We start from the raw sequence: 22,051 nt of genomic DNA, 5'->3' as shown, positions 1-22,051 counted from the left end.
TGCGGACGCGTCCGCACGGACCCCTTTTTCGTTCGTTTCCATGTCCGTTTTGGATTGATTCGCGTCGATCCTGAACGCTCTGGGACCGCCGAGGGGACGCGAGCCATGACCGACCAGGACTTCCATCCGGGGCTCACGCCCGGGCACCTGGGTGCGCCGGTGCTGGAACCGGAGGGCCGCCCGCCGGGCGCGCCCCGTCCGCGCTTCGATGCGCCCGATCCGCACCGACGGCGTAACGGACTGGCCTGCGGGCTCACCGCGCTGGCGCTGATCGCGGTCTTCGGCGGGATCGGGCTGACCGGGTACACCTGGGTCCAGTCGCAGCGCAAACCCCCGGTCGCCGCCGACTTCGCCGGGCAGGGCACCGGCAGCGTCCAGGTCTCGGTGCCGGAGGGCGCCGGCCTCGCCCAGATCGCGTCCGCGCTGGTGCGCAACGGGGTGGTGGCCAGCTCGCTCGCCTTCACCCGGGCCGCGAAGGGCAGCGCGGCGGCCGCCGGGCGGATCCAGCCGGGGACGTACACGCTCAGGCAGAAGATGTCGGCCGCGGCGGCGCTGGCGATCCTGATCGACCCGGCCAACGCCAACGGCCTGACCATCCCCGAGGGCTGGCGCGGCTACCAGATCTACGCGGCCATCGACAAGAAGCTGGACCTGCCCGAGGGCACCGCCCAGAAGACCGCCCAGGAACAGGGCGCGGACCTCGGCCTGCCGGACTTCACCAACGGCAGCCCCGAGGGCTACCTGTTCCCGGCGACGTACAGCGTCACCGAGGGCACCACCGCCTTCGACCTGCTGAAGCAGATGGTGGACCGGGCCGGGAAGGAGTTCAGCCGGGACGACGCCACCGTGGTCGCGCAGAACCTCGGGCAGAGCGAGTACGGACTGGTCACCGTGGCCAGCATGGTCCAGGGCGAGGCCGACAACACCGAGGACATGGGCAAGGTCGCCAGGGTGATCTACAACCGGCTGGCCAAGGGCATGCCCCTGCAACTGGACTCCACCATCAACTACGCGCTCGGCCGTTCGACCCTGAACACCTCGGTGACCGACACCAGGCTCGACTCCCCGTACAACACCTACCTGCACGCCGGGCTGCCGCCGAGCCCGATCTCCAACCCGGGGCGGCAGGCGATCATGGCGGCGCTGGACCCGACGCCGGGGGACTGGCTGTACTTCGTCACCGTGAAGCCGGGGGACACCCGTTTCACCGACAGCTTCGACGTGCAGCAACGCAACGTGGCGGAGTTCAACGCCAACCGGGCGGCGGCCAAGCCGAGCGCCCCTGGCTCGGGGTCCCCGTCGGCGCCGGGCGGGTCCGGCGCACCGTCCGGCGCCGGTGCGGCGACCCCGTGACGGTGGTGTGTGCCGTCGGTGAGGTCGCTCACTGACGGTGCGTCCGCCCGGCCGGGGGTGAGGCTGCGGTACGGTAACGTCTCCCTCCAGGCGCTGCGCTAGCACGCCGGTTCGAGAATCAGCCGGGACGGCGTCGTCCCGGACGGCCGGTTCGATCCTCCGGCCGTCACCGTCGGTTAAGGGGATCGATGACCGATCTGGGTGGGGGCTACGGCCCCCAGGGCGAGCCGTGGCACCCCGGTGATCCCGGGTACGACGGCCGGCAGCCGGTCCCCGGCCAGCAGGACGGCCAGTGGCAGCAGCAGTACCCGCAGCAGGTCCAGCAGCAGGGCCAGCAGGTCCAGCAGCCGTACGGGGACGTGCAGCAGGGGTACGCGCAGCAGCAGCCCCAGCAGCAGATGGCGCCGCAGATGCAGCAGCAGATGATGGCGCAGCAGGGCTACCCCCAGCAGCAGCCCCAGCAGCAGATGGCGCCGCAGCAGGGCTTCCCCGGTGGGCAGCAGGGGTACCCGCAGCAGATGCAGCAGCAGGGCTACGCCCAGCAGGGGTTCATGCAGGGCCGGCAGCCCCAGCACCCGATGCAGCAGGGCTACCCGCAGCAGGTGCCCCAGCAGCAGGCGCCGGCGCAGCAGCAGGGGATGCCCCAGCTCGGAATGCCCCAACAGGGGATGTCGCAGCAGGGGATGCCGCAGCAGGCCGCGCAGCCCCAGCAGCAGGTGGCCCAACAGCAGCAGGCGCGGCAACAGCAGCAGGCCCGGCCGCAGCCGGCTCCCGCCCCGGCCGCGGGCCCCGGCCCGGACGGGATCGACTGGGAGGCCGAGGCCGCCGCGCTGGAGGCCGGCACCGGCCCGGTCGGCGGAGCGCGCGAGGACGCCGCGGACGAGTGGGACGGCCACGAGGACGGCCGCCACGAGGACGGCGGGTACCTGGAGGAGCAGCCCGAGGCGGGCTTCCTCGGGGACCGGGACGACTCCCGCGAGGCCCAGAAGAAGCGCAAGGAGAAGGGCAAGAAGTCGGGCCGCCGCAACGGCGGCGCCTGCCTGCTGGTCGCGATGGTGCTGCTCGGCGCCATGGGCGGGGCCGGCTGGTGGGGCTACGGCTTCTACCAGGACCACTTCGGCCCGGCGCCGGACTTCACCGGCGAGGGCACCGGCTCCGTCCAGGTCGAGGTCAAGAAGGGCGCGGTCGGCGGGCAGATCGGCCTGGTGCTGAAGAACGCCGGCGTGGTCAAGAGCGTCGACGCCTTCACCGGCGCCTGCAACGCCGAGCCCAAGTGCGGCACCATCCAGTACGGCTACTACGGGCTGAAGAAGGAGATGCCGGCCGCCGCCGCGCTCAAGGAGCTGCTAGCCCAGGCGGGCGGTGCGGCGATCGTGGTCCCGGAGGGCAAGAACTCCACCGAGATCTACACCCTGATCGACACCAAGCTGAAGCTCCAGCAGGGCACCACGGCGGGCGTCGCCAAGGCCCAGGTCAACGACCTCGGCCTGCCGCCGTACGCGAACGGCAACCCGGAGGGCTTCCTCTGGCCGACCCGCTACAACATCGCCGAGGGCATGAAGCCCGAGGACCTGCTCAAGCAGATGGTGAAGAACGCCACCGAGAAGTACGCCAACCTGGACTCCCAGGCCGCCTCGGTGGGCCTGAAGACGGGCTACGAGGTGCTCATCGAGGCGAGCATCCTCCAGCGCGAGGGCAACAACGCGGCGGACTTCGCCAAGATGGCCAAGACCATCCAGAACCGGCTGGCCGCCGGCGGCGAGATCAACCACCGGCTCGGCATGGACACCACGCTCCAGTACTCGTTGAACCGCAAGGAACTCAACAAGAAGGACATGGACGACGCGTCCAACAAGTACAACACCTACATCAACCAGGGCCTGCCGCCGACGCCGATCGCCAACCCCGGCGACGACGCGCTCAACGCGGTGCTGCACCCGGCGGACGGCAAGTGGCTGTACTTCATCGCGATGTCCCCGACCGAGACCAGGTTCGCGGAGACGAGCAAGGAGCACTACGCCAACGTCAAGGAGTACTGCACGGCGGCCGGGCAGAACTTCGACGAGGCCCGTGGCCACTGCACCACCAAGTAGCGACGGCCGGAAGACAGTTCGTGGAGAGGCAGCCTTGACCAGCAAGCACCGGGCGGCCGTACTCGGCTCGCCGATCGCCCACTCGCTCTCGCCGGACCTGCACCGGGCCGCCTTCGCGGCGCTCGGGCTGGACGGCTGGCGCTACGACCGCTTCGAGGTCGACGAGGCCGGGCTGCCGGGGTTCGTCGCCGCCCTGGACGAGGCCGAGTGGGCGGGGCTGTCGCTCACCATGCCGCTGAAGCGGGCGATCGTCCCGCTGCTCGACGAGGTCAGCGCGACGGCCCGCTCGGTGGACGCGGTGAACACCGTGGTCTTCACCGCCGACGGCCGGCGCACCGGGGACAACACCGACGTCCCCGGGCTGGTCAACGCGCTGCGCGAGCGCGGGATCACCGAGGTGCCCGAGGCGGCCGTGCTGGGCGCCGGGGCCACCGCCTCCTCGGCGCTGGCCGCGCTGGCCCAGGTGTGCACCGGCGAGGTGACGGTCTACGTGCGCAGCGCCGAGCGGGCCAGGGAGATGGCCGAGCTGGGCGAGCGGCTGGGCGTGGCCGTCCGGACCGCCGACTGGGAGCGTGGGGCCGGGGCGCTGGCCGGGCCGCTGACCGTCTCCACCACGCCGGCCGGCGCCACCGACGTCTTCGCCGACGCGCTGCCCGCCGGGCCGGGCGCGCTGTTCGACGTGCTGTACCACCCGTGGCCGACGGCGCTGGCCGCCGCCGTGGCCGGGCGCGGGGCGACCGTCCTGGGCGGGCTGGACCTGCTGGTGCACCAGGCGGTGCTGCAGAGCGAGGCCTTCACCGGGCGGGCCCCCGGGCCGCTGGCGGCGATGCGCGAGGCGGGGGAGAAGGCGCTCGCCGGGCGCTGAGCCGGGCGGCCCGGCCGTAGGGCCGGGGGCCGGGCCCGTCCTGCGACCGGTTTCCCGGCCGGATGGTGGCCGGTCGCCGTCCGTCACGCGGACTGTGCCGCCGGGTGCTCCTGGGGCATGAAAGGATTCAGCCACAAGGCACGCCCGGGCGGCCCCGGCGGTGCCGAGGCCGGTCCGCTGATGAAGGAGCTCCGTTGGGTACGTTGCGCTGGCTCACCGCGGGGGAGTCGCACGGCCCCGCACTCGTCGCGACGCTGGAAGGCCTGCCCGCCGGTGTACCGGTCACCACCGACCTGGTGGCCGACGCGCTGGCGCGCCGCCGGCTCGGTTACGGTCGCGGGGCGCGGATGAAGTTCGAGCAGGACCAGGTGACCTTCCTCGGCGGCGTCCGGCACGGCCTGACCATGGGCAGCCCGGTCGCGGTCATGGTCGGCAACACCGAGTGGCCGAAGTGGGAGCAGGTCATGTCGGCCGACCCGGTCGACCCCGAGGTGCTGGCGGGCCTGGCCCGCAACGAGGCGCTCACCCGCCCCCGGCCCGGCCACGCCGACCTGGCCGGCATGCAGAAGTACTCGATCGACGAGGCCAGGCCGATCCTGGAGCGCGCCAGCGCCCGGGAGACGGCCGCCCGGGTCGCGCTGGGCGCCGTCGCCCGCTCGTACCTGCGGGAGGTGGCCGGGATCGAGATCGTCAGCCACGTGGTCGAGCTGGCCGCCGCCAAGGCGCCGGCCGGCGTGGTCCCGCTGCCCTCGGACGAGGCCGCGCTGGACGCCGACCCGGTGCGCTGCCTGGACGCCGACGCCTCGAAGGCGATGGTCGCCGAGATCGACCAGGCCCACAAGGACGGCGACACCCTGGGCGGCGTGGTCGAGGTGCTGGCGTACGGCGTGCCGGTGGGCCTCGGCTCGCACGTGCACTGGGACCGCCGGCTGGACGCGCGGCTGGCCGCCGCGCTGATGGGCATCCAGGCGATCAAGGGCGTCGAGGTCGGCGACGGCTTCGAGCTGGCCCGGGTGCCGGGCTCGCAGGCGCACGACGAGATCGTCCCGACCGCCGAGGGCGTCAAGCGCACCTCCGGCCGCTCCGGCGGCACCGAGGGCGGCCTGTCCACCGGCGAGGTGCTGCGGGTGCGCGCCGCGATGAAGCCGATCGCCACCGTGCCGCGGGCGCTCCAGACCCTGGACGTGCGCACCGGTGAGCCGGCCAAGGCGCACCACCAGCGCTCGGACGTCTGCGCGGTGCCGGCCGCCGGCATCGTCGCGGAGGCGATGGTCGCGCTGGTGCTGGCGGACGCGGTCAGCGAGAAGTTCGGCGGCGACAACGTCAGCGAGACCCGTCGCAACGTGCAGGGCTACCTCGACAACCTGATCATCCGATGACCTCTCCCGTCATCGTGCTGGTCGGCCCGCCCGGCAGTGGCAAGTCCACCGTCGGGCGGGTCCTGGCCGAGCGCCTGGGCGTCGGCTTCCGGGACACCGACGCCGACATCGAGGCGACGGCCGGCAAGCCGATCCCGGACATCTTCGTCGACGAGGGCGAGCCGCACTTCCGCGCGCTGGAGGCGGCGGCCGTGCGCGCCGCCGCCGAGGGGCACGACGGGATCCTGGCGCTCGGCGGCGGCGCGGTGCTGGCCGAGGCCACCCGCGCGCTGCTGCGCGAGCTGCCGGTGGTCCTGCTGGAGGTCCCGCTCGCCGACGCGGTCAAGCGGGTCGGCCTGGACGCCCCGCGCCCGCTGCTGGCCGTCAACCCGCGGGCCCGCTGGCGCGAGCTGATGGAGGCCCGCCGCCCCCTCTACCTGGAGGTGGCCACCGCCGTGGTCGACACCGCCGGGCGCACCCCGGAGCAGGTCGCGGACGCCGTACTGGAAGCACTGGAGCTGAAGACCCCCCATGACTGACACCACCGTCAGGATCCACGTCGGCGGCAGCGCCGGCCACGACCCGTACGACGTGCTGATCGGGCACCAGCTGCTCGGTGAGCTGGCGCCGCTGATCGGTCCCCGGGCCAAGCGGGTCGCGATCATCCACCCGGAGGCGCTGGCCGCCACCGCCGACGCCGTCCGCGAGGACCTGGCCGGCGAGGGCTACGAGGCGATCGCGCTCCAGGTGCCCAACGCCGAGGACGCCAAGAGCGCCGAGGTCGCCGCGTACTGCTGGTCGGTGCTCGGACAGACCGGCTTCACCCGCAGCGACGTCGTCGTCGGCCTCGGCGGCGGCGCCACCACCGACCTGGCCGGCTTCGTGGCCGCCACCTGGCTGCGCGGGGTGCGCTGGATCTCCATGCCCACCACGCTGCTCGGCATGGTCGACGCGGCGGTCGGCGGCAAGACCGGCATCAACATCGCCGAGGGCAAGAACATGGTCGGCGCCTTCCACCCGCCGGTGGGCGTGCTGGCCGACCTCGGCACCCTGGAGACCGTGCCGAAGCACGACTACGTCTCCGGCCTCGCCGAGGTCATCAAGTGCGGCTTCATCGCCGACCCGGCCATCCTCGACCTGATCGAGGCCGACCCCGAGGGCGCCAAGACCCCGGCGGGCCCGCACACCGTCGAGCTGATCCGCCGCGCCATCCAGGTCAAGGCCGACGTGGTCTCCGGGGACCTCAAGGAGTCCGGGCGCCGCGAGATCCTCAACTACGGCCACACCCTCGGCCACGCCATCGAACGCAACGAGCGGTACAAGTGGCGGCACGGCGCCGCGATCTCCATCGGCATGGTCTTCGCGGCCGAACTCGGCCGGCTGGCAGGGCGGTTGGACGACGAGACGGCCGACAGGCACCGCACCGTGCTGGCCTCGGTCGGCCTGCCGCTGAGCTACCGGGCGGACGCCTGGCCGAAGCTGCTGGACGCGATGAAGATCGACAAGAAGTCCCGCGGCGACCTGATCCGCTTCATCGTGCTGGACGGCCTGGGCAAGACCTCCGTGCTGGAGGGCCCCGACCCGTCCCTGCTGGTCGCCGCCTACGCGGAGGTCTCGGCGTGACCAGGGTGCTGGTGCTCAACGGCCCCAACCTGGGCCGGCTGGGCAGCCGCGAGCCGGACGTCTACGGCGCCACCTCGTACGCCGGACTGGTCGAGCGCTGCACCGCGCTCGGCCGGGAGTTCGGCTTCGAGGTCGAGGTGCGCGAGACCAACTCCGAGCAGCAGATGGTGGAGTGGCTGCACGAGGCGGCCGACGGGCAGCTGCCGGTGGTGATCAACCCCGGCGCGTTCACCCACTACTCGTACGCGATGCGGGACGCCGCCGCCCAGCGCACCGCGCCGCTGATCGAGGTGCACATCTCCAACCCGTACGCCCGGGAGACCTTCCGGCACACCTCGGTGATCGCTGCGGTGGCCTCCGGCACCATCGCCGGATTCGGGCTCGGCTCCTACGAGCTGGCGCTGCGTGCGCTGGCCGAGCGGCTCGCCACGCGCTGAGGGTACGGGCGGTGGCCCGGCGGCGGACTGTGCCCGCTGCCGGGCCTCCGTGTAGTGTCCCCGCTGAGAGGTGTCGGGAGGTGTCGTGACGCAGTACGCCGGAGGCGGGCAGGTCCCGCCGCGTCCCGTCGCTCCGCCGGTGCCGCCGGGGGGCGGTCCGCGGGGGACGTCGTCGGGAACGCCGATCTCCGCTCCGCCGCCGGTCCGTCCGGCGCCCGCCCCCGCACCGGCTGCGCCTCCCCCCGCACCGGCGCCGAGCGCGCCGGTGCCCGCGGGAGGCACCGGGCACTTCGTGCTGCCGGCCGGGATGCCGGTCCAGCTGCCCACCCACCCGCCGCAGCGGCGCGCGCCCACCGGGCCGATCGCCGTCCTGCTGATCGGACCGGCCGGGGCCGGCAAGACCACCGTCGCCCGGTACTGGGCCGAGCGCAGGCCCACCCCGACCGCGCACATCAGCCTGGACGACGTCCGCGAGTGGGTGCAGTCCGGCTTCGCCAACCCGCAGTCCGGCTGGAACAACGCCTCCGAGGCGCAGTACCGGCTCGCCCGCCGCACCTGCGGCTTCGCCTGCCGCAACTACCTGGCCAACGGCATCTCCTGCATCGTCGACGACGCCGTCTTCCCGGACCGCCCGGCGATCGGCCTCGGCGGCTGGAAGCGGCACATCGGCCCCGGCATGATCCCGGTCGTGCTGCTGCCCAGCCTGGACTCGGTGCTGCACCGCAACGCCCGGCGCAGCGGCAACCGCCGCCTCGGGGACGAGGAGGTGGCCCGGATCCACGGGCGGATGGCCGGCTGGTACAACTCCGGGCTGCCGATCATCGACAACTCCGCCCTGGACGTCGCCGGGACGGCCGCCGAGCTGGACCGCGTCATCCTGGCCAGGCTGATGGGCGTCCCGGTCCGCTGACCCGCACGGTCGTGGAAGTGTCAGGGCCGGCTGCGATGATGGACGGGTCCTGTCGCAGCGCCCGGAGGAGCTGACGCCCGTGCCGGAAGGCCACATCATCCACCGCCTCGCCACCGAGAACCGGAAGGCCTTCGGCGGCCGCCCGGTCAGGGTCTCCAGTCCGCAGGGCCGGTTCGCCGACGAGGCCAAGGTGATCGACGGGCAGCTGCTCACCGGCGCGGAGGCCACCGGCAAGCACCTCTTCCTCGGCTTCGAGGAGGGCGGCTGGGTGCACGTCCACCTCGGCCTCTACGGCGGGTTCACCTTCGGCACGGGCCCGGCACCGGAGCCGGTCGGGCTGGTCCGGCTGCGGCTGGAGAACGAGGACGGCTACGCGGACCTGCGCGGCCCCAACACCTGTGCGCTCGTCACGGAGGAGCAGAAGGCGGCCGTCGCCGCCCGGCTGGGGCCGGACCCGCTGCGCGCCGACGCCGACGCGGAGGCCGCCTGGCGCCGGATATCGGGCAGCCGGACGACGGTCGCGGCGCTGCTGATGGACCAGAAGGTGCTGGCCGGGGTGGGCAACGTCTACCGGGCCGAGGTGCTGTTCCGCCACGGCATCGACCCGCACCGGGCCGGGCGCGACCTCACCCGCCGGGAGTGGGACGCGATCTGGGCCGACCTGGTCGCGCTGATGCGCGAGGGTGTCACCGCGGGCCGGATCGACACCGTCCGCCCCGAGCACACCCCCGAGGCGATGGGCCGTCCGCCCCGGGTGGACGACCACGGCGGTGAGGTCTACGTCTACCGGCGGGCGGCCATGCCGTGCCTGGTCTGCGGCACCGACGTGCGGACGGAGGAGCACGCCGCCCGCAACCTCTTCTGGTGCCCGAGCTGCCAGGCGGCCTGAGCGGAACCGGTCCTGTGTCGTAGGCGGCCCTGCTGACCTGCGACGATGGACACTGTGCTCGTCGAGCCGCCCGTCCCCGAACCCGTACCGCCACGTGTGAGCGTGGCGTGGAAGGAAGCCCCATGATCTTCATCACCGTCAAGTTCCCGGTCCGCCCCGAGCGCGTCGACGGCTGGCTCGACCTGGTCGACGAGTTCACCCGGGCCACCCGGAACGAGCCCGGCAACATCTTCTTCGAGTGGTCCCGCAGCGTCGACGACCCCAACGAGTTCGTCCTGGTCGAGGCGTTCCGCGACGGCGAGGCCGGCAAGGAGCACGTGGAGTCCGCGCACTTCGCCAAGGCCATGGAGGACCTGTCGTACGCGGTGGCCGCCAAGCCGCGGATCGTCTCCACCGAGATCCCCGGCATGGACGGCTGGGCTGAGATGGGGGAGATCACCCCCCGCTGACACCCGGAGTGCCCCTCCGGCCCGGCGCCCAGCCCGTAGGCTGGGGCCCGGGCCGGTCGGAGGGAGCGGGCAGATGGAGCGGCACGAGGTGGCCAACACCCTGTCGGGGGCCACGGTGGGCGGCCATGTGGTGCAGGCCGGGACCATCGGATCGCTGCACATCCACCAGCCCGAACAGAAGGCGAGACCTCGTCAGGTCCGGTCGCCGCACGGCCCGTTCGTCAACCGCGAGCCGGAACTCGCCGCCCTCGCCGAGGCCCTGGCCCCGGTCGAGGCGGGCGGACTCGGGATCGTGGTGTTCACCGGTCTGGGCGGGGTCGGCAAGACCGAGCTGATCGCCAAGTTCACCGAGGAGCACCGGGGGAGCTTCCCGGACGGCGACCTCTACGCGGACCTCCTCGCCTACCGGCACCAGGGCGGGGTGGACCTCCCCGAGCTGCTGGCCGGCTTCCTGCGCGCCCTCGGCACCGAGCCGCCGGCCGTGGAGGCCGAGCGGTTCACGGCCTTCCGCACCGCCACCGCCGAGCGCCGCTGCCTGTTCTTCCTGGACAACGTCGAACACGCCGCGGAGGTCCGGGCGCTGCTCCCGGCCCGCGGGCTGGTGGTGGTCGCGAGCCGGCGCCGGCTGCCCGCGCTGCGGACGGACGGCGCGCGGGTGCGGCAGCTCGGGCCGCTGAGCGCGACGGCGGGCGCCGAGCTGGTGCGCGGCTGGGTGGGCTCGGGGCGGGGCACCGACGGGGAGCTGGCGGAGCTGGTCGAGCTGTGCGGCGGACTGCCGCTCGCGCTGAACGCGGTCGGCAGCCAGCTGCTGGACCGCGACAGCCTGCCGGTCGGCCGGGTGGTGGCCGAACTGCACGACCGCGAGGGCAGGTTGGCGATGCTGGAGGACGAGGAGAACGATCTCGGCGCGACGTACGACCTGGTCTACGAACGGCTGTCGCCGGAGGGCCGGGCGCTCTACCACCTGATCGGCGTGCACCCGGGCCCCTTCGTGTCCGCCGGACTGGCGCGGGCGGTCGGCGTCCGGCGGGCCGAACGGGCGATCGGGGAGCTGCGCGGCGTCCACCTGCTGGACGAAGTGCTGGACGACGACGGCGAGGACCGCTTCCGGGCCCATGACGTGGTGCGGACGCACGCCTACGGCCGGGCGCGGGAACTGCCCGACCGCGAGGGGCTGCTCGCCGGAGTCGTCGCGTACTACCGCGGCCGGGCGTCGGCGGCCGACCGGGCGATGGCAGGGAAGCGGCTGCGCCTCCAGGAGCCGAGCGGTGACGACCTGCCCCGCTTCCCGTCCGGGACCGCGGCCCTGGAGTGGCTGTACGCCGAACGCGCCAACTTCCGCGCCGTGGTGGAGGCGGCGGCCGAGCAGGGCCGGCACGGCGAGGTGTGGCGGCTCTGCGAGTCGCTCTGGCCGCTCTACCACGGCCGGAAGCTCTACCAGGACTGGATCGCCGCCCACCGGCTCGGCATCGAGTCGGCCCAGTGGGACAACCGGCCGGCCGCCGTGGTCCGGATGCGCAACCAGCTCGCCAGGGCCCACTTCGAGCGCGGGGAGCACCGGCTCGCCGCCGAGCAGTTGGCGCTCGCCACGGAGCTGGTCCCGCTGGTGACCGACCGTCAGGTGGTGGGGGTGCTCTACGAGACGGACGGTCTGCTCTGCCTGGCCGACGGGCGCCCGGCCGACGCGGTGGAGCGGTTCACCCTGGCCCTGGCGGCGAACCGGGGCGACGACCACGGCGAGATCGTCCAGAGCTACAACGTGGCGCAGGCGCTGATCGCCGACGGCCGTCCCGGGGAGGCGCTGGCCCTGCTGGCCGGGGCCACCGCCCAGGCGGGGCGGACGCGGGACGAGGACATGCTGATGAAGCTGCCGCTGGTCCGCGCCCGGGCCCACCGGGCGCTCGGGCAGCTGGACCTCGCCGTCGCCCAGGCGGACGACTGCGCCCGGCAGGCCAGGGAGCGGAGCCAGTACGCCAAGGAGGCGCAGGCGCACACCCTGCTGCTCGGCCTCGCCGAGGAGCGGGGCGACGTGGAACTGGCGGAGCGCAGCCGCGAACGGCTGCGGGAACTGGCCGGTCAGGGCCCGTCCTAGGAGCCTACGGGCCGGTACTGAAGGACACCCGGGTACGGTGGCCGCCGGTGCGGACGGTGAGTCCGTGGTCGGGGAGGCCGGCCGGGTCGCCGCCGTCGGCGAGCCAGGAGGCGACGGCGGAGCCGAGCAGCAGCGGGTCGATGCCGGGGTCGGGGCGGCCCCAGTCCGGTTCGGCGCGGGCCTCCAGCAGCGGGCCGCCGCGCAGCCGCAGCAGATGGCGGGCCGGGCCGAGGGCGGCCACCGCGACGGCGAGGCCGGGCAGTTCGGCGGCGGTGTCGGCGAGCCAGCGGGTGGCGGGGCGTTCGGCGTGGGCCTCGGTGCGGGCGAGCACCTCGGCGGTGTGGCGCAGGGCGTCGCCGGGGTGGTCGTCGGTGAGGGCGTGGAAGCCGCGCGGGGTGTGGTCGCGCGGGTCGAAGGGGTAGCGCCGGAGGCTGACCTCGGTGCCCTCGCTCACTCCCTCGACGTCGTACGCGGTGGGCCCCTCGGCGGTCGCGGGGCGCGGAACGGGCCTGGGGTAGGGCGGTACGGCCGGTTCGTCCGCGGGTTCGTCGAGTCCGTCCAGGAAGGAGTAGAGCAGCGGGCGCAGCAGGTGGGCGGATTCGCCCTGGTGGGCGAGCGAGCGGCCGGTGACGCCGCTGAGGTCGGCCGGGCCCCGGGCCAGGGCGAGTTCGAGCTGGGCGGCGAGGTCCCCGTCCGGGTCGAGGACGGGCGCGGCCTGGCCGAAGGCGTAGCCGGGGGAGTGCGGGTCGAGTTCGGCGGCGCCGGTGGCGACGAGCACGGTGTGGTGTTCCAGGGCGGCGCCGTAGACGGTGACCGAGCCGTGGTCGCCGATCACGCAGTCGGCGGCGACGAGTGCGGCCTGCCAGCCCTGGTGGGGCGGGATCAGGCGCAGGCCCATCCGGCGGGCGTCGTCGAGCAGCGCCTCGGGGTCGTGGCGGCTCCAGACGTTGGGGTGCAGGACGACGGCCACGGTGTACTCGTCGGCGGGCAGCCGGCGGACCAGCCGCTGGGGGAGGTCGGGGTGGCGGCCGAGCAACGAGTGCCCGCTCCAGGTGGAGCTGACGACGACGAGCCGTCGGCCGCCGGTGGCGCCGAGCGCGGCGCGGTAGCCGTCGCGGGAGCGCCGGCTGGTGAGCATCCGGTCGAAGCACGGGTCGCCGACGACCCGGGCGACGTCCAGCGCCTCGGGGCAGGAGACCCGAAGCCGGTCCAGCTGCTCGGGGTGGGAGAGGCCGAGGACGTCCACGAACACCCGTCCGCGGTGGGTGAGTTCGTTGCGGGACAGGCCGGCGGCGGTGACCGTGTCGCCGGTGGACTCGGTGACCAGGCGGTTGTAGCCGACGCCGTGCGGGAGGACGACGAGGCGGGCGTCCAGGCGGTGCATGGAGGAGTGGACGGCGCAGGCGACGGCCAGGTCGAAGCGGTGCCGGACGGCGTCCTCCCAGTCCAGCACGGTGAAGCCGGGCAGGCCGCGCAGGTAGTCGTCCAGGGCGCGGTCGGCGAAGGCGGAGCCGGGGTTGACGGTGAAGTACCGCTCGATGCCGTCCGGGCTCAGCAGGGTGAGGACGTCCAGGACCCGGGTGGCCGAGGTGAGGGTGCGGGCGACCGCCAGCACGCGGGCCCTGACCGGTCGGGTGCTCCAGCGGTCGGCGGGCCAGGCGTGGGGGTGGGACGGCACACCATGATCGTACTCATCCGGCTCCGCCGCGGCACGGTTTCCGAGTGGGGGTCAGCCCGCCGCCGCGCTGGGCTCGTGGTGCTCGGCGGCGGCGCACTCGTCGAGGAGGGGGCGCATGGCCTCGTCCACGAGCCGGTAGCGCACCACTCGTCCGTCCCGGTCGCCGGTGACCACCCCGGCGGTGCGGAGCAGGCGCAGGGCCTGGGAGACGGCGGGGTCGCGCATGCCGGTGGCGACCGCCAGGTCCGTCACGGCGAGCGGGCCGGCCCGGTGGAGGGCGAGCAGCAGGGCGAGGCGTCCGGGGTCGGCGAGCAGCGAGAAGCGCTCGGCCCAGGTCCGGACGTGCGCGGGATCGCCGATCGCGGCGATGGCCTCGCAGACCCGGTGCCCGTCGATGGTGCGGTGGCCCACGCGGTCGGCAGGTACGAGATGCATGCCGGCATTCTCGCAGGCAAGGGTCTGTGATCCTGGACACCTGCGCACGTGCGCAGCCTTGCACGGGTCGGGCGGGGCCCCTACGGTGTAGCCCGCCGTGGTGCTCGGGAAGACCGGTGACGGACCCTCAGGGGTCCCCAGTCCGGAGCGGCCCTCGCCACTGTGATCGGGTCGTTCCTCCGCCCGCGGAGGAGCGTCGTCCGTACCCATGGAGCCACTGGGTGCCCCGCGCACCTGGGAAGGCGGGTACGGGCGTCCCGTAAGCCAGGAGACCGGCCACGGCATCTCACGAGGTTTTCCACGAGGTGCTGGAGCGTGATCCGCAGATGACCCTGCCCGAAACCGTTGCCGCCGGGGCGAATCCGGCGCCCTCGGTGCTGCCCAGCTTCCAGTGGCGGCGCGAGGACACCATCCGTACGGCCGGGCTGATGGGGGTGATCCTGGCCATGCACGTGGTGGCCTTCGGGACGCTCCTCTTCCTGGTCGCGCCCGAGAAGTACGAGGTCGGCACCCAGGTCTTCGGGGTGGGCCTGGGCGTCACCGCCTACACCCTCGGGATGCGGCACGCCTTCGACGCCGACCACATCGCGGTGATCGACAACACCACCCGCAAGCTGATGGCGGACGGCAAGCGCCCCGTCTCGGTGGGCTTCTGGTTCGCCCTCGGGCACTCCTCGATGGTGGTGCTGATGGCCGCCCTGGTGGCGGGCGGCGCGCAGCTGGCGAACACCCTGATGGACGACGAGTCGGCCACCCACAAGTGGCTCGGCGTGGTCGGCACCACCACCTCCGGCGTGTTCCTCTACCTGATCGGCGCGCTCAACCTGGCGGCGCTGCTCGGCATCCTCAAGGTGTTCCGTTCGATGCGCGCCGGGCAGTACGACGAGAAGGAGCTGGAGGCCCACCTCGACTCGCGCGGCTTCATGGCCCGGGTGCTGAACCGGGCGACCCGTTCGATCACCAGGCCGGGCCAGATGTTCCCGGTCGGCATGGTGCTGGGCCTGGGCTTCGACACCGCGACCGAGGTCACCCTGATGGTGATGGCCGGCTCGGGCGCGGCCTCCGGGCTGCCCTGGTACGCGATCGTCTGCCTGCCGCTGCTGTTCGCGGCCGGGATGAGCCTGTTCGACACCCTGGACGGGACGTTCATGAACTTCGCGTACCAGTGGGCCTTCGCCAACCCGGTGCGGAAGGTGTACTACAACCTGACCATCACGGGTCTGTCGATCGCGGTGGCCTTCATCATCGGCACCATCGAGCTGGTCGGGGTGCTGCACGAGAAGCTGGACCTGACCGACCCGGTCACCGGGTTCGTCGCCGAGATCTCGCTGGACAACGTCGGGTACGCCATCGCCGGGCTGTTCGTGGTGGTCTGGGCGATCGCGATCGGGTACTGGAAGCTCGCCCACGTCGAGAAGCGCTGGACGCCCGGCCAGGGGGCACAGAAGCACTGACCCGTGCGCGGAACGGCGCCTCCCCGCGCCGGGGGGAGGCGCCGTCCGGGTGGGCGGGGTCAGCGCTCCTCGCGGAAGTCGACGTGCCGGCCGGCGGCCGGGTCGAACTTGCGCAGGACCATCCGGTCCGGGTCGTTGCGGCGGTTCTTGCGGGTCACGTACGTGAAGCCGGTGCCGGCGGTGGAGCGGAGCTTGATCACCGGGCGCAGTTCGCTGCGGGCCATCGGGCGTCCTCCTGGGGCCAGGGGCGGCGGGTCCCGGTCGGTGGACCGAGCCCGTGCACCGAAATGGAATTCATTTCCACCCCGTCCAACGTGGGCCCGGCCCCGCCCATTCCCGGCGTCCGACGCCCGGGGGAGCGGGGAACCCGGCGCGTGCCCGAGGGGGAGGGCACGGAAGCGCGGGGGGCGCGCAAGGGGTACTGGGGGTTCTGTCGGGGGTGCTCGGCGGGCGCTTCGGGCCGGGGGTTCGTAGGCTCGACGCATGGCGGATGCGTACGCGGGGCGGCGGGAACGGGTGAGGGAGCACTGCAGTGCGACGGGGGCCGATGCGGCCCTGGTCACCCGTGCGGCGAACGTGCGGTACCTCACGGGCTGCGCGCCCTGTGGGGCGACCCTGCTGCTCACCAGGGAGAGAGCGCTGCTCGCGCTGCCGGACGACCTGCCCCCGGACGACTCGGGGGAGCACCTGATCGCCCCGGACGTCGCCCGGATGCCGGTGGCGACCGGAGCGGACACCGCGCTGGCCGCCGCGGCCGCCGCCGCCAGGTCCGGTGTGTCGGGCCTGGCCGTGGAGGAGCACGACCTGACCGTCAGCAGGCACCGGGCGGTGGGGGGCCTGGCCGAGGGGGCCCGGCTGGTGGACCTCGGCCGGGTGGTCGAGGGGCTGCGAGTGGTCAAGGACGAGCACGAGATCGCCGACCTGCGGATCGCCGCCGAGATCGCCGACCAGGCGCTCGGCGAGCTGCTGGAGTCGATCCTGGTCGGCCGCACCGAGCGGCACCTGGCGATGGAGCTGGAGCGCCGGATGATCGACCACGGCGCCGACCGGGCCGCCTTCCCGGTCTCGGTCGGCACCGGCAGCCACTCCGGCCAGGCCGCCCACCAGCCGACCGACCGCCGGGTGGAGGAGGGCGACTTCCTGACCGTGGTGATGGGCGCCCAGTACCGGGGCTACGGCGTCTCCACCGCCCGTACCTTCGTGATCGGCGCAGCCCCCGCGCCCTGGCAGGTGGAGCTGCACCGGCTGGTCTTCCGGGCCCAGCGGGCCGGGCGGGAGGCCCTCGGACCAGGAGTGGAGCAGTGCGTGCCCGACCGGGCCGCCCGGCAGGTGCTGGAGGCGGCCGGCCACGCCGAGGCCTCCCCGCACCCGGTGGGCCACGGCATCGGGCTGGAGATCCGGGAGGCGCCGCGCCTCGGTCCGTCGGACATGGGTAAACTGGACAGCCGCGTGCCGGTCACCGTCGGCCCAGGGGTCCACCTCCCGGGCAAGGGCGGCGTCCGGATCGAGGACACGCTCGTCGTGCGCCCCTTCGAAGAGGGCGGGCCCGAGCTGCTCACCATCACCACCAAGGAGCTCCTCGCCCTGTGACCGCGGCCCTCCGGCCGTCGGCGGCAGGACGCGAACCTTGGTTCCTTGACAGCTATATCCAGGAGTAAGTGCGCCCGTGGCTTCCACGAACGATCTCAAGAACGGCATGGTCCTCAAGCTGGACGGCGGCAAGCTCTGGTCCGTCGTGGAGTTCCAGCACGTCAAGCCCGGCAAGGGCCCGGCCTTCGTGCGTACCAAGCTGAAGGAGGTCCTGACCGGCAAGGTCGTCGACAAGACCTTCAACGCGGGCACCAAGGTCGAGACCGCCAACGTCGACAAGCGCACCATGCAGTTCTCGTACAAGGACGGCGAGAACTTCGTGTTCATGGACATGAGCACCTACGACCAGCTGACCATCGAGCCGCTCGTCGTCGGCGACGCCGCCAAGTACCTGCTCGAGGGCTTCGAGGCCACCGTCGCGCAGAACGAGGGCTCGGTCCTCTACATCGAGCTCCCGGCCGCCGTCGAGCTGGTCATCGCCGAGACCGAGCCGGGCGTCCAGGGCGACCGCTCCACCGGTGGCACCAAGCCGGCCACCCTGGAGACCGGCGCCGAGATCGCCGTCCCGCTCTTCGTCACCACCGGCGAGAAGGTCAAGGTCGACACCCGCGACGGCAGCTACCTCGGCCGGGTGAAGTAAGTCCGTGTCGGCCGCACGCAGCAAGGCCCGTACCCGGGCCTTCCAGATCCTCTTCGAGGCCGACCACCGCGGGGTAGACCCGCAGCGGGTCCTCGCCGACTGGGTGGCCCGCGCTCGCGAGCCCAAGCCCGACGAGGGCACCCCGCAGGTCGGTGAGTACACCATGGAGCTCATCGAGGGGTACGTCCAGCACGCCCGTCGCATCGACGACCTGATCGAGCAGTACGCGGTGGGCTGGACGCTCGACCGGATGCCGATCGTGGACCGCAACGTCCTGCGGCTCGGTGCGTACGAGCTGATCTGGGAGGACGGCGTCCCGGACGCCGTCGTCCTGGACGAGTCCGTCGAGATCGCCAAGGAGTTCTCCACGGACGACTCCCCGGCCTTCGTCAACGGCCTGCTCGCCCGCTTCCTGGAGCTGAAGCCGAGCATCCGCCGCTGACGGATCGACCTCGCGGGTCGACCTCGCGGGTCGACCCCGGGGATCGGCCTCACGGAACGACCTCGGAACGGCCGCCGGACCCGAACACGGGTCCGGCGGCCGTTCCGCGTTTCACCCGGGCGGCGTAGGGTGAGGGCTTACCCATCGGTAACTTGATGTCCGTCAGCACGCGTGAAGGGCAGGTCTCTCCCCATGACCACGGCGATCCGCAGCGAGTTCGACCAGGGCATCGCCCTGACCAGGCACCCCGAGGAGGCCGGCCGCTACGAGGCCGAGCTCGGCGCCGGCTGGCAGATCGGCGGCGGGGTGAACGGCGGACTGCTGCTCGCGGTGGCCGCACACGCGCTGTCGCTGGAGCACGGCACCCACCCGGACCCGGTGTCGATCAGCGGTTACTACCTGTCCGCGTCCACCCCGGGACCCGCCACCGTCCGCACCGAGGTGCTGCGCTCCGGCCGCGGCCTGTCCACCGGTACCGCCTCACTCGGCCAGGACGGCGTCGAGCGGCTGCGGGTGGTGGCCAGCCACGGCGACCTCGCCGCCGCCGACGGTGAGGTGCGCACCAGCGCGCAGCCGCCGCGGCTGCCGCCGCCCGACCAGTGCATCGGCGTCGAGCACGCGCCCAGGGAGCTGATCGCCCAGGCCGCCCTGCTGGAGCGGTTCGACCTGCGGCTGGACCCGGCCACCGTCGGCTGGGCGCTCGGGCAGCCCTCCGGCCAGGGGCGGATCCAGGGCTGGTTCCGGCTCGCCGACGGCCGCGACCCCGACCCGCTGCTGCTCCTGCTGGTCGCCGACGCGCTGCCGCCGGTCACCTTCGACCTGGGCATGCCCGGCTGGGCCCCCACCGTCGAGCTGACCGTCCACCTGCGCGCCAGGCCGGTACCCGGCTGGCTGCGGGTCACCCACGCCACCCGCAACCTGGCCGGCGGCTACTTCGAGGAGGACGCCGAGGTCTGGGACGAGTCCGGCCGCCTGGTCGCGCAGTCCCGCCAGCTGGCCCGGGTGCCCCGGTCGGCCTGACCCGCGGCCCCCGCATTACCGGTGGTTACATTCCTGTGACACGCCGTACGTGTGCGGCGCGCGCGGATGGGGAGGAAGACGGTCAGCGGCATGACCGCCGCGGACCGTCCACCCCTGAAGCCAGGAGCCACTCGTGAGCGAGCGCAGCGAGCGAACAGTCGATAGGTGCGTCTGGGCGAATGCCTCTGCCGAGCGCAGCGAGGTGGGCGCATGAGCCAGAAGGGTCGCGCCCGCCGCAACTCCGACTGCACCGCCGGCGGTTCGCGGCCCGCGGTGCGCGCGCCGCACGGGCCGCAGCGGGCCGGGGGCGCCGAGCAGGCGTTCGTCATCGGGGTGCTCGCCAACGCCGCGGACTTCGCCCGGGCCCGCGCCTGGGGGATCTCCGACGCCCCCGACCACGAGCGCTACCTGGCCGACACCGCCGACCTGCTGGCCGAGGCGCTGGAGCGGTTCGACACCGTCCGGGCCCGGATGTTCCACCCGCAGGACTTCGAGGAGTTCTGCGTGCTGCACGGGCTGGACCCGGCCGAGCCCGCCGCGCGGGACCGCTACCTGGTCAACCCGGCCCTCCAGACCCAGCTGCTCGCCTATCAGGGCGAGGAGCTGGCCGGGGACTTCGTGCCGCGCCTGGTGCGCGCCCGGGAGAACGGGCTGACGCTCTGCCACACCGACCTGCTGCTCGACGGGGGCCTGTACGGGGGCGCGGCCGCGCCCGACGAGGAGCACACCGCCTGGGTGCGCGCCGCCTACCGGCGCGGGGGCGAGGTGTTCCGGCGGATGCTGGTCGGCGCGGGCGCCGGCGTGTACGAGCTGCGCCTGCGGGTGGACGCACCCGGCGGGCAGCTGAACGCGGCGGCGCGGGTGCTCCAGTGGGAGGACGGCGTGGTCCGGATCAACGACGAGGACCTGGAGCTGGTCTGCGCGGTGCTCTGCGCCGGGCTGGCCCTGGAGCTGCCGGGCGTCGCGGTGCTGCACGGCTCGCAGGGCTCGGCCGCCTCCTGCGGGGAGTACCTGCCGGCCTCCTGGGCCTGGTCGAGCGGCGGGCAGGACTGGGCGCCCGCGGACCGGCAGGTCCGGCTGGACGGGGTGTCGGCGCAGCCCGGCTACAGCCTGGACACGGTCTGCTGACGCCTCCGGCCGTGCCACGCACCGCGGCGCGGCCCCCGCTCTGGGGAGCCGCGCCGTGACGTTTCTGCTTGCCAGCACAGGTGAAAAACGTGCTGGGCCGTGCCTGGATCCGCTGGCGGGAGCCGGTGCGGCGAGGCTCAGCTCACGTCTTCCTCGCGCACCGCGCGGCGCGCGTCGGGGTTCAGTACGCCCCACGAGATGAGCTGCTCGGTGAGGATCGACGGCGACTGGTCGTAGATGACCGCCAGGGTGCGCAGGTCGTCCTGACGGATCGACAGCACCTTGCCGTTGTAGTCACCGCGCTGGCTCTGGATGGTCGCCGCGTAGCGCTGGAGCGGGCCGGCCTTCTCGGAAGGGACCTGGGTCAGTCTCTCCAGGTCGAGCACCAGGCGCGGCGGCGGCTCTGCCGCGCCGCCGGGGGTGCCGCCGGGCAGCAGCTCCTGGACCGGGACGCCGTAGAACTCGGCCAGCTCGGCCAGTCGCTGCACGGTGACCGCACGGTCGCCGCGCTCGTACGAGCCGACGACGACTGCCTTCCAGCGCCCCTGGGACTTCTCCTCGACACCGTGCAGGGAGAGACCCTGCTGGGTGCGGATCGCTCGGAGCTTGCCTCCGAGTTGCTTCGCGTAGTCGCTGGACATTGATCTCCCCGGACGAGATTGTTTCGCGTTCAGTGGTGGGTCACGGGCGATTGTCGACGCCGTTACCGGTGGGTCCGACGTCCGTCTCGTAACTCACTGTGAGGTTACGTAGAGTAAGGTAGTTGCGTCAAGCCGAATGGGGCAGTCGTGCGAATGGCCCGCATCGTCGGCGCGTCCGGGGTGTTAACCCAGGGAAGCGGAATGGTGGCCGTCCGTTTGCGATCCAGTGCGCTGCTAGGATGACCGAAGCCCGCGCCCGGTCGGCGGGGGCCATCCCAGACATCCTTTAAGACCCGTCCGGTGAGGCGGGGAAGGAGGTCCGCTTCGGCATGACCACCAACCACGAACCGACGCCCCGGCCGCCCCACCAGGTGCTGGACGGCACGGACATCGCCCGGGTCATCACCCGGATAGCGCACGAGATCGTCGAGCGCGCCAAGGGCGCGGAGGACGTCGTGCTGCTCGGCATCCACACCAGGGGCGTCCACCTCGCCCGCCGGCTGCACGCCCGGCTGGCCCAGATCACCGGGCGCGAGATCCCGCTGGGCACCCTGGACATCACCATGTACCGGGACGACCTGCGGCTGAAGCCCGCCCGCGCCCTGGAGCACACCGAGATCCCGCCCGGCGGCATCGACGGCAAGCTCGTCGTCCTGGTCGACGACGTGCTCTTCTCCGGCCGCACCATCCGGGCCGCGCTCGACGCGCTGAACGACATCGGGCGCCCGCGCGCCGTCCAGCTCGCCGTCCTGGTCGACCGCGGCCACCGCGAGCTGCCGATCCGCGCCGACTACGTGGGCAAGAACCTCCCCACCTCGCTGCGCGAGGCCGTGCAGGTGCGCCTGTCCGACAGCGACGGCGTGGACGCCGTCCTGGTCGGCGACCGCGACCACGCCGCCCGCAGCTCCCAGGCCCTGGCCTCCAGGCCCACCGAACCGCACCTCCCGGAGTAAC

Annotated in this window: 22 protein-coding genes and 1 riboswitch; of the genes, 18 read left to right on the top strand and 4 right to left on the bottom strand. The window is 73.3% G+C overall.

Features of this window, described 5'->3' with window-relative positions:
• Nucleotides 1-105 precede the first annotated feature (105 nt).
• The 11 genes from mltG (ACZ7C5_RS08090) to ACZ7C5_RS08040 all read left to right on the top strand — a co-directional run bounded on the left by mltG (ACZ7C5_RS08090) (nt 106) and on the right by ACZ7C5_RS08040 (nt 12,069).
• Entirely contained in the window at nt 106-1,353 is a 1,248-nt protein-coding gene (gene mltG / locus ACZ7C5_RS08090) for an endolytic transglycosylase MltG (RefSeq protein ID WP_401087460.1), read from the top strand.
• A 188-nt stretch (nt 1,354-1,541) separates the two neighbouring features.
• Nucleotides 1,542-3,446, top strand: a complete 1,905-nt coding sequence (gene mltG, locus ACZ7C5_RS08085; RefSeq protein WP_470322255.1) for an endolytic transglycosylase MltG — start codon at nt 1,542-1,544, stop codon at nt 3,444-3,446.
• Between the two features lie 34 nt (nt 3,447-3,480).
• A complete protein-coding gene (locus ACZ7C5_RS08080; RefSeq protein WP_401087457.1) occupies nt 3,481-4,311 on the top strand; it encodes a shikimate dehydrogenase in 831 nt (276 codons plus the stop codon).
• Between the two features lie 194 nt (nt 4,312-4,505).
• Nucleotides 4,506-5,690, top strand: a complete 1,185-nt coding sequence (gene aroC, locus ACZ7C5_RS08075; protein ID WP_401087455.1) for a chorismate synthase — start codon at nt 4,506-4,508, stop codon at nt 5,688-5,690.
• Nucleotides 5,687-6,208, top strand: a complete 522-nt coding sequence (locus ACZ7C5_RS08070) for a shikimate kinase (protein WP_401087453.1) — start codon at nt 5,687-5,689, stop codon at nt 6,206-6,208. The genes aroC and ACZ7C5_RS08070 overlap by 4 nt, the downstream gene beginning before the upstream one ends.
• On the top strand, nt 6,201-7,292 hold the full coding sequence (aroB, locus tag ACZ7C5_RS08065; RefSeq protein WP_188297216.1) for a 3-dehydroquinate synthase: 1,092 nt from the start codon (nt 6,201-6,203) through the stop codon (nt 7,290-7,292). The genes ACZ7C5_RS08070 and aroB overlap by 8 nt, the downstream gene beginning before the upstream one ends.
• On the top strand, nt 7,289-7,729 hold the full coding sequence (aroQ, locus tag ACZ7C5_RS08060; protein WP_470322254.1) for a type II 3-dehydroquinate dehydratase: 441 nt from the start codon (nt 7,289-7,291) through the stop codon (nt 7,727-7,729). Before aroB ends, aroQ begins: the two co-directional genes overlap by 4 nt.
• A gap of 70 nt (nt 7,730-7,799) precedes the next feature.
• Nucleotides 7,800-8,639 carry an AAA family ATPase gene (locus ACZ7C5_RS08055; RefSeq protein WP_401087449.1) on the top strand — a complete coding sequence of 280 codons (840 nt, stop codon included), beginning with the start codon at nt 7,800-7,802 and terminating at the stop codon, nt 8,637-8,639.
• Nucleotides 8,640-8,718: 79 nt separating this feature from the next.
• Nucleotides 8,719-9,528 (top strand): Fpg/Nei family DNA glycosylase, encoded by an 810-nt coding sequence (locus tag ACZ7C5_RS08050; protein ID WP_188297219.1) that lies wholly within the window; start codon nt 8,719-8,721, stop codon nt 9,526-9,528.
• A gap of 122 nt (nt 9,529-9,650) precedes the next feature.
• On the top strand, nt 9,651-9,977 hold the full coding sequence (locus ACZ7C5_RS08045) for a putative quinol monooxygenase (RefSeq protein ID WP_188297220.1): 327 nt from the start codon (nt 9,651-9,653) through the stop codon (nt 9,975-9,977).
• Between the two features lie 73 nt (nt 9,978-10,050).
• The gene (locus ACZ7C5_RS08040) at nt 10,051-12,069 is read left to right on the top strand and encodes an AAA family ATPase (protein WP_470322253.1); all 2,019 of its coding nucleotides are present in this window, start codon (nt 10,051-10,053) and stop codon (nt 12,067-12,069) included.
• A 4-nt stretch (nt 12,070-12,073) separates the two neighbouring features.
• Here ACZ7C5_RS08040 and ACZ7C5_RS08035 read toward each other — a convergent pair whose 3' ends face one another.
• Nucleotides 12,074-13,747 (bottom strand): hypothetical protein, encoded by a 1,674-nt coding sequence (locus ACZ7C5_RS08035; protein WP_401087445.1) that lies wholly within the window; start codon nt 13,745-13,747, stop codon nt 12,074-12,076.
• 51 nt (nt 13,748-13,798) lie between these two features.
• The gene (locus ACZ7C5_RS08030; protein WP_188297222.1) at nt 13,799-14,182 is read right to left on the bottom strand and encodes an ArsR/SmtB family transcription factor; all 384 of its coding nucleotides are present in this window, start codon (nt 14,180-14,182) and stop codon (nt 13,799-13,801) included.
• An 81-nt stretch (nt 14,183-14,263) separates the two neighbouring features.
• Nucleotides 14,264-14,477, top strand: a riboswitch (cobalamin riboswitch).
• Nucleotides 14,478-14,508: 31 nt separating this feature from the next.
• Here ACZ7C5_RS08030 and nicT point away from each other — a divergent pair.
• On the top strand, nt 14,509-15,636 hold the full coding sequence (nicT, locus tag ACZ7C5_RS08025; RefSeq protein ID WP_401087442.1) for a Nickel transporter NicT: 1,128 nt from the start codon (nt 14,509-14,511) through the stop codon (nt 15,634-15,636).
• Nucleotides 15,637-15,695: 59 nt separating this feature from the next.
• Here nicT and rpmG read toward each other — a convergent pair whose 3' ends face one another.
• Entirely contained in the window at nt 15,696-15,860 is a 165-nt protein-coding gene (rpmG, locus tag ACZ7C5_RS08020; protein WP_188297224.1) for a 50S ribosomal protein L33, read from the bottom strand.
• Between the two features lie 259 nt (nt 15,861-16,119).
• Here rpmG and ACZ7C5_RS08015 point away from each other — a divergent pair, with 259 nt between their 5' ends.
• The 5 genes from ACZ7C5_RS08015 to ACZ7C5_RS07995 all read left to right on the top strand — a co-directional run bounded on the left by ACZ7C5_RS08015 (nt 16,120) and on the right by ACZ7C5_RS07995 (nt 20,456).
• Entirely contained in the window at nt 16,120-17,226 is a 1,107-nt protein-coding gene (locus ACZ7C5_RS08015; protein WP_401087440.1) for a M24 family metallopeptidase, read from the top strand.
• A 76-nt stretch (nt 17,227-17,302) separates the two neighbouring features.
• Nucleotides 17,303-17,866 (top strand): elongation factor P, encoded by a 564-nt coding sequence (gene efp, locus ACZ7C5_RS08010; protein ID WP_401087438.1) that lies wholly within the window; start codon nt 17,303-17,305, stop codon nt 17,864-17,866.
• A gap of 4 nt (nt 17,867-17,870) precedes the next feature.
• Nucleotides 17,871-18,308 (top strand): transcription antitermination factor NusB, encoded by a 438-nt coding sequence (gene nusB / locus ACZ7C5_RS08005; RefSeq protein ID WP_188297227.1) that lies wholly within the window; start codon nt 17,871-17,873, stop codon nt 18,306-18,308.
• 192 nt (nt 18,309-18,500) lie between these two features.
• A complete protein-coding gene (locus tag ACZ7C5_RS08000; RefSeq protein ID WP_470322252.1) occupies nt 18,501-19,328 on the top strand; it encodes a thioesterase family protein in 828 nt (275 codons plus the stop codon).
• A gap of 210 nt (nt 19,329-19,538) precedes the next feature.
• Complete coding sequence (locus ACZ7C5_RS07995; RefSeq protein ID WP_401087435.1) at nt 19,539-20,456, top strand: hypothetical protein; 918 nt, start codon at nt 19,539-19,541, stop codon at nt 20,454-20,456.
• A 137-nt stretch (nt 20,457-20,593) separates the two neighbouring features.
• Here ACZ7C5_RS07995 and bldD read toward each other — a convergent pair whose 3' ends face one another.
• Complete coding sequence (gene bldD / locus ACZ7C5_RS07990) at nt 20,594-21,097, bottom strand: transcriptional regulator BldD (RefSeq protein ID WP_188297230.1); 504 nt, start codon at nt 21,095-21,097, stop codon at nt 20,594-20,596.
• A gap of 329 nt (nt 21,098-21,426) precedes the next feature.
• On the opposite strand from bldD, the gene pyrR reads away from it, so the two are divergent.
• Nucleotides 21,427-22,050, top strand: a complete 624-nt coding sequence (gene pyrR, locus ACZ7C5_RS07985; RefSeq protein ID WP_188297231.1) for a bifunctional pyr operon transcriptional regulator/uracil phosphoribosyltransferase PyrR — start codon at nt 21,427-21,429, stop codon at nt 22,048-22,050.
• Nucleotide 22,051: the final 1 nt, after the last annotated feature.

The sequence above is a fragment of the Kitasatospora sp. NPDC036993 genome (genome assembly GCF_055607525.1).
This window is presented reverse-complemented; position numbering and strand designations above follow the sequence as displayed.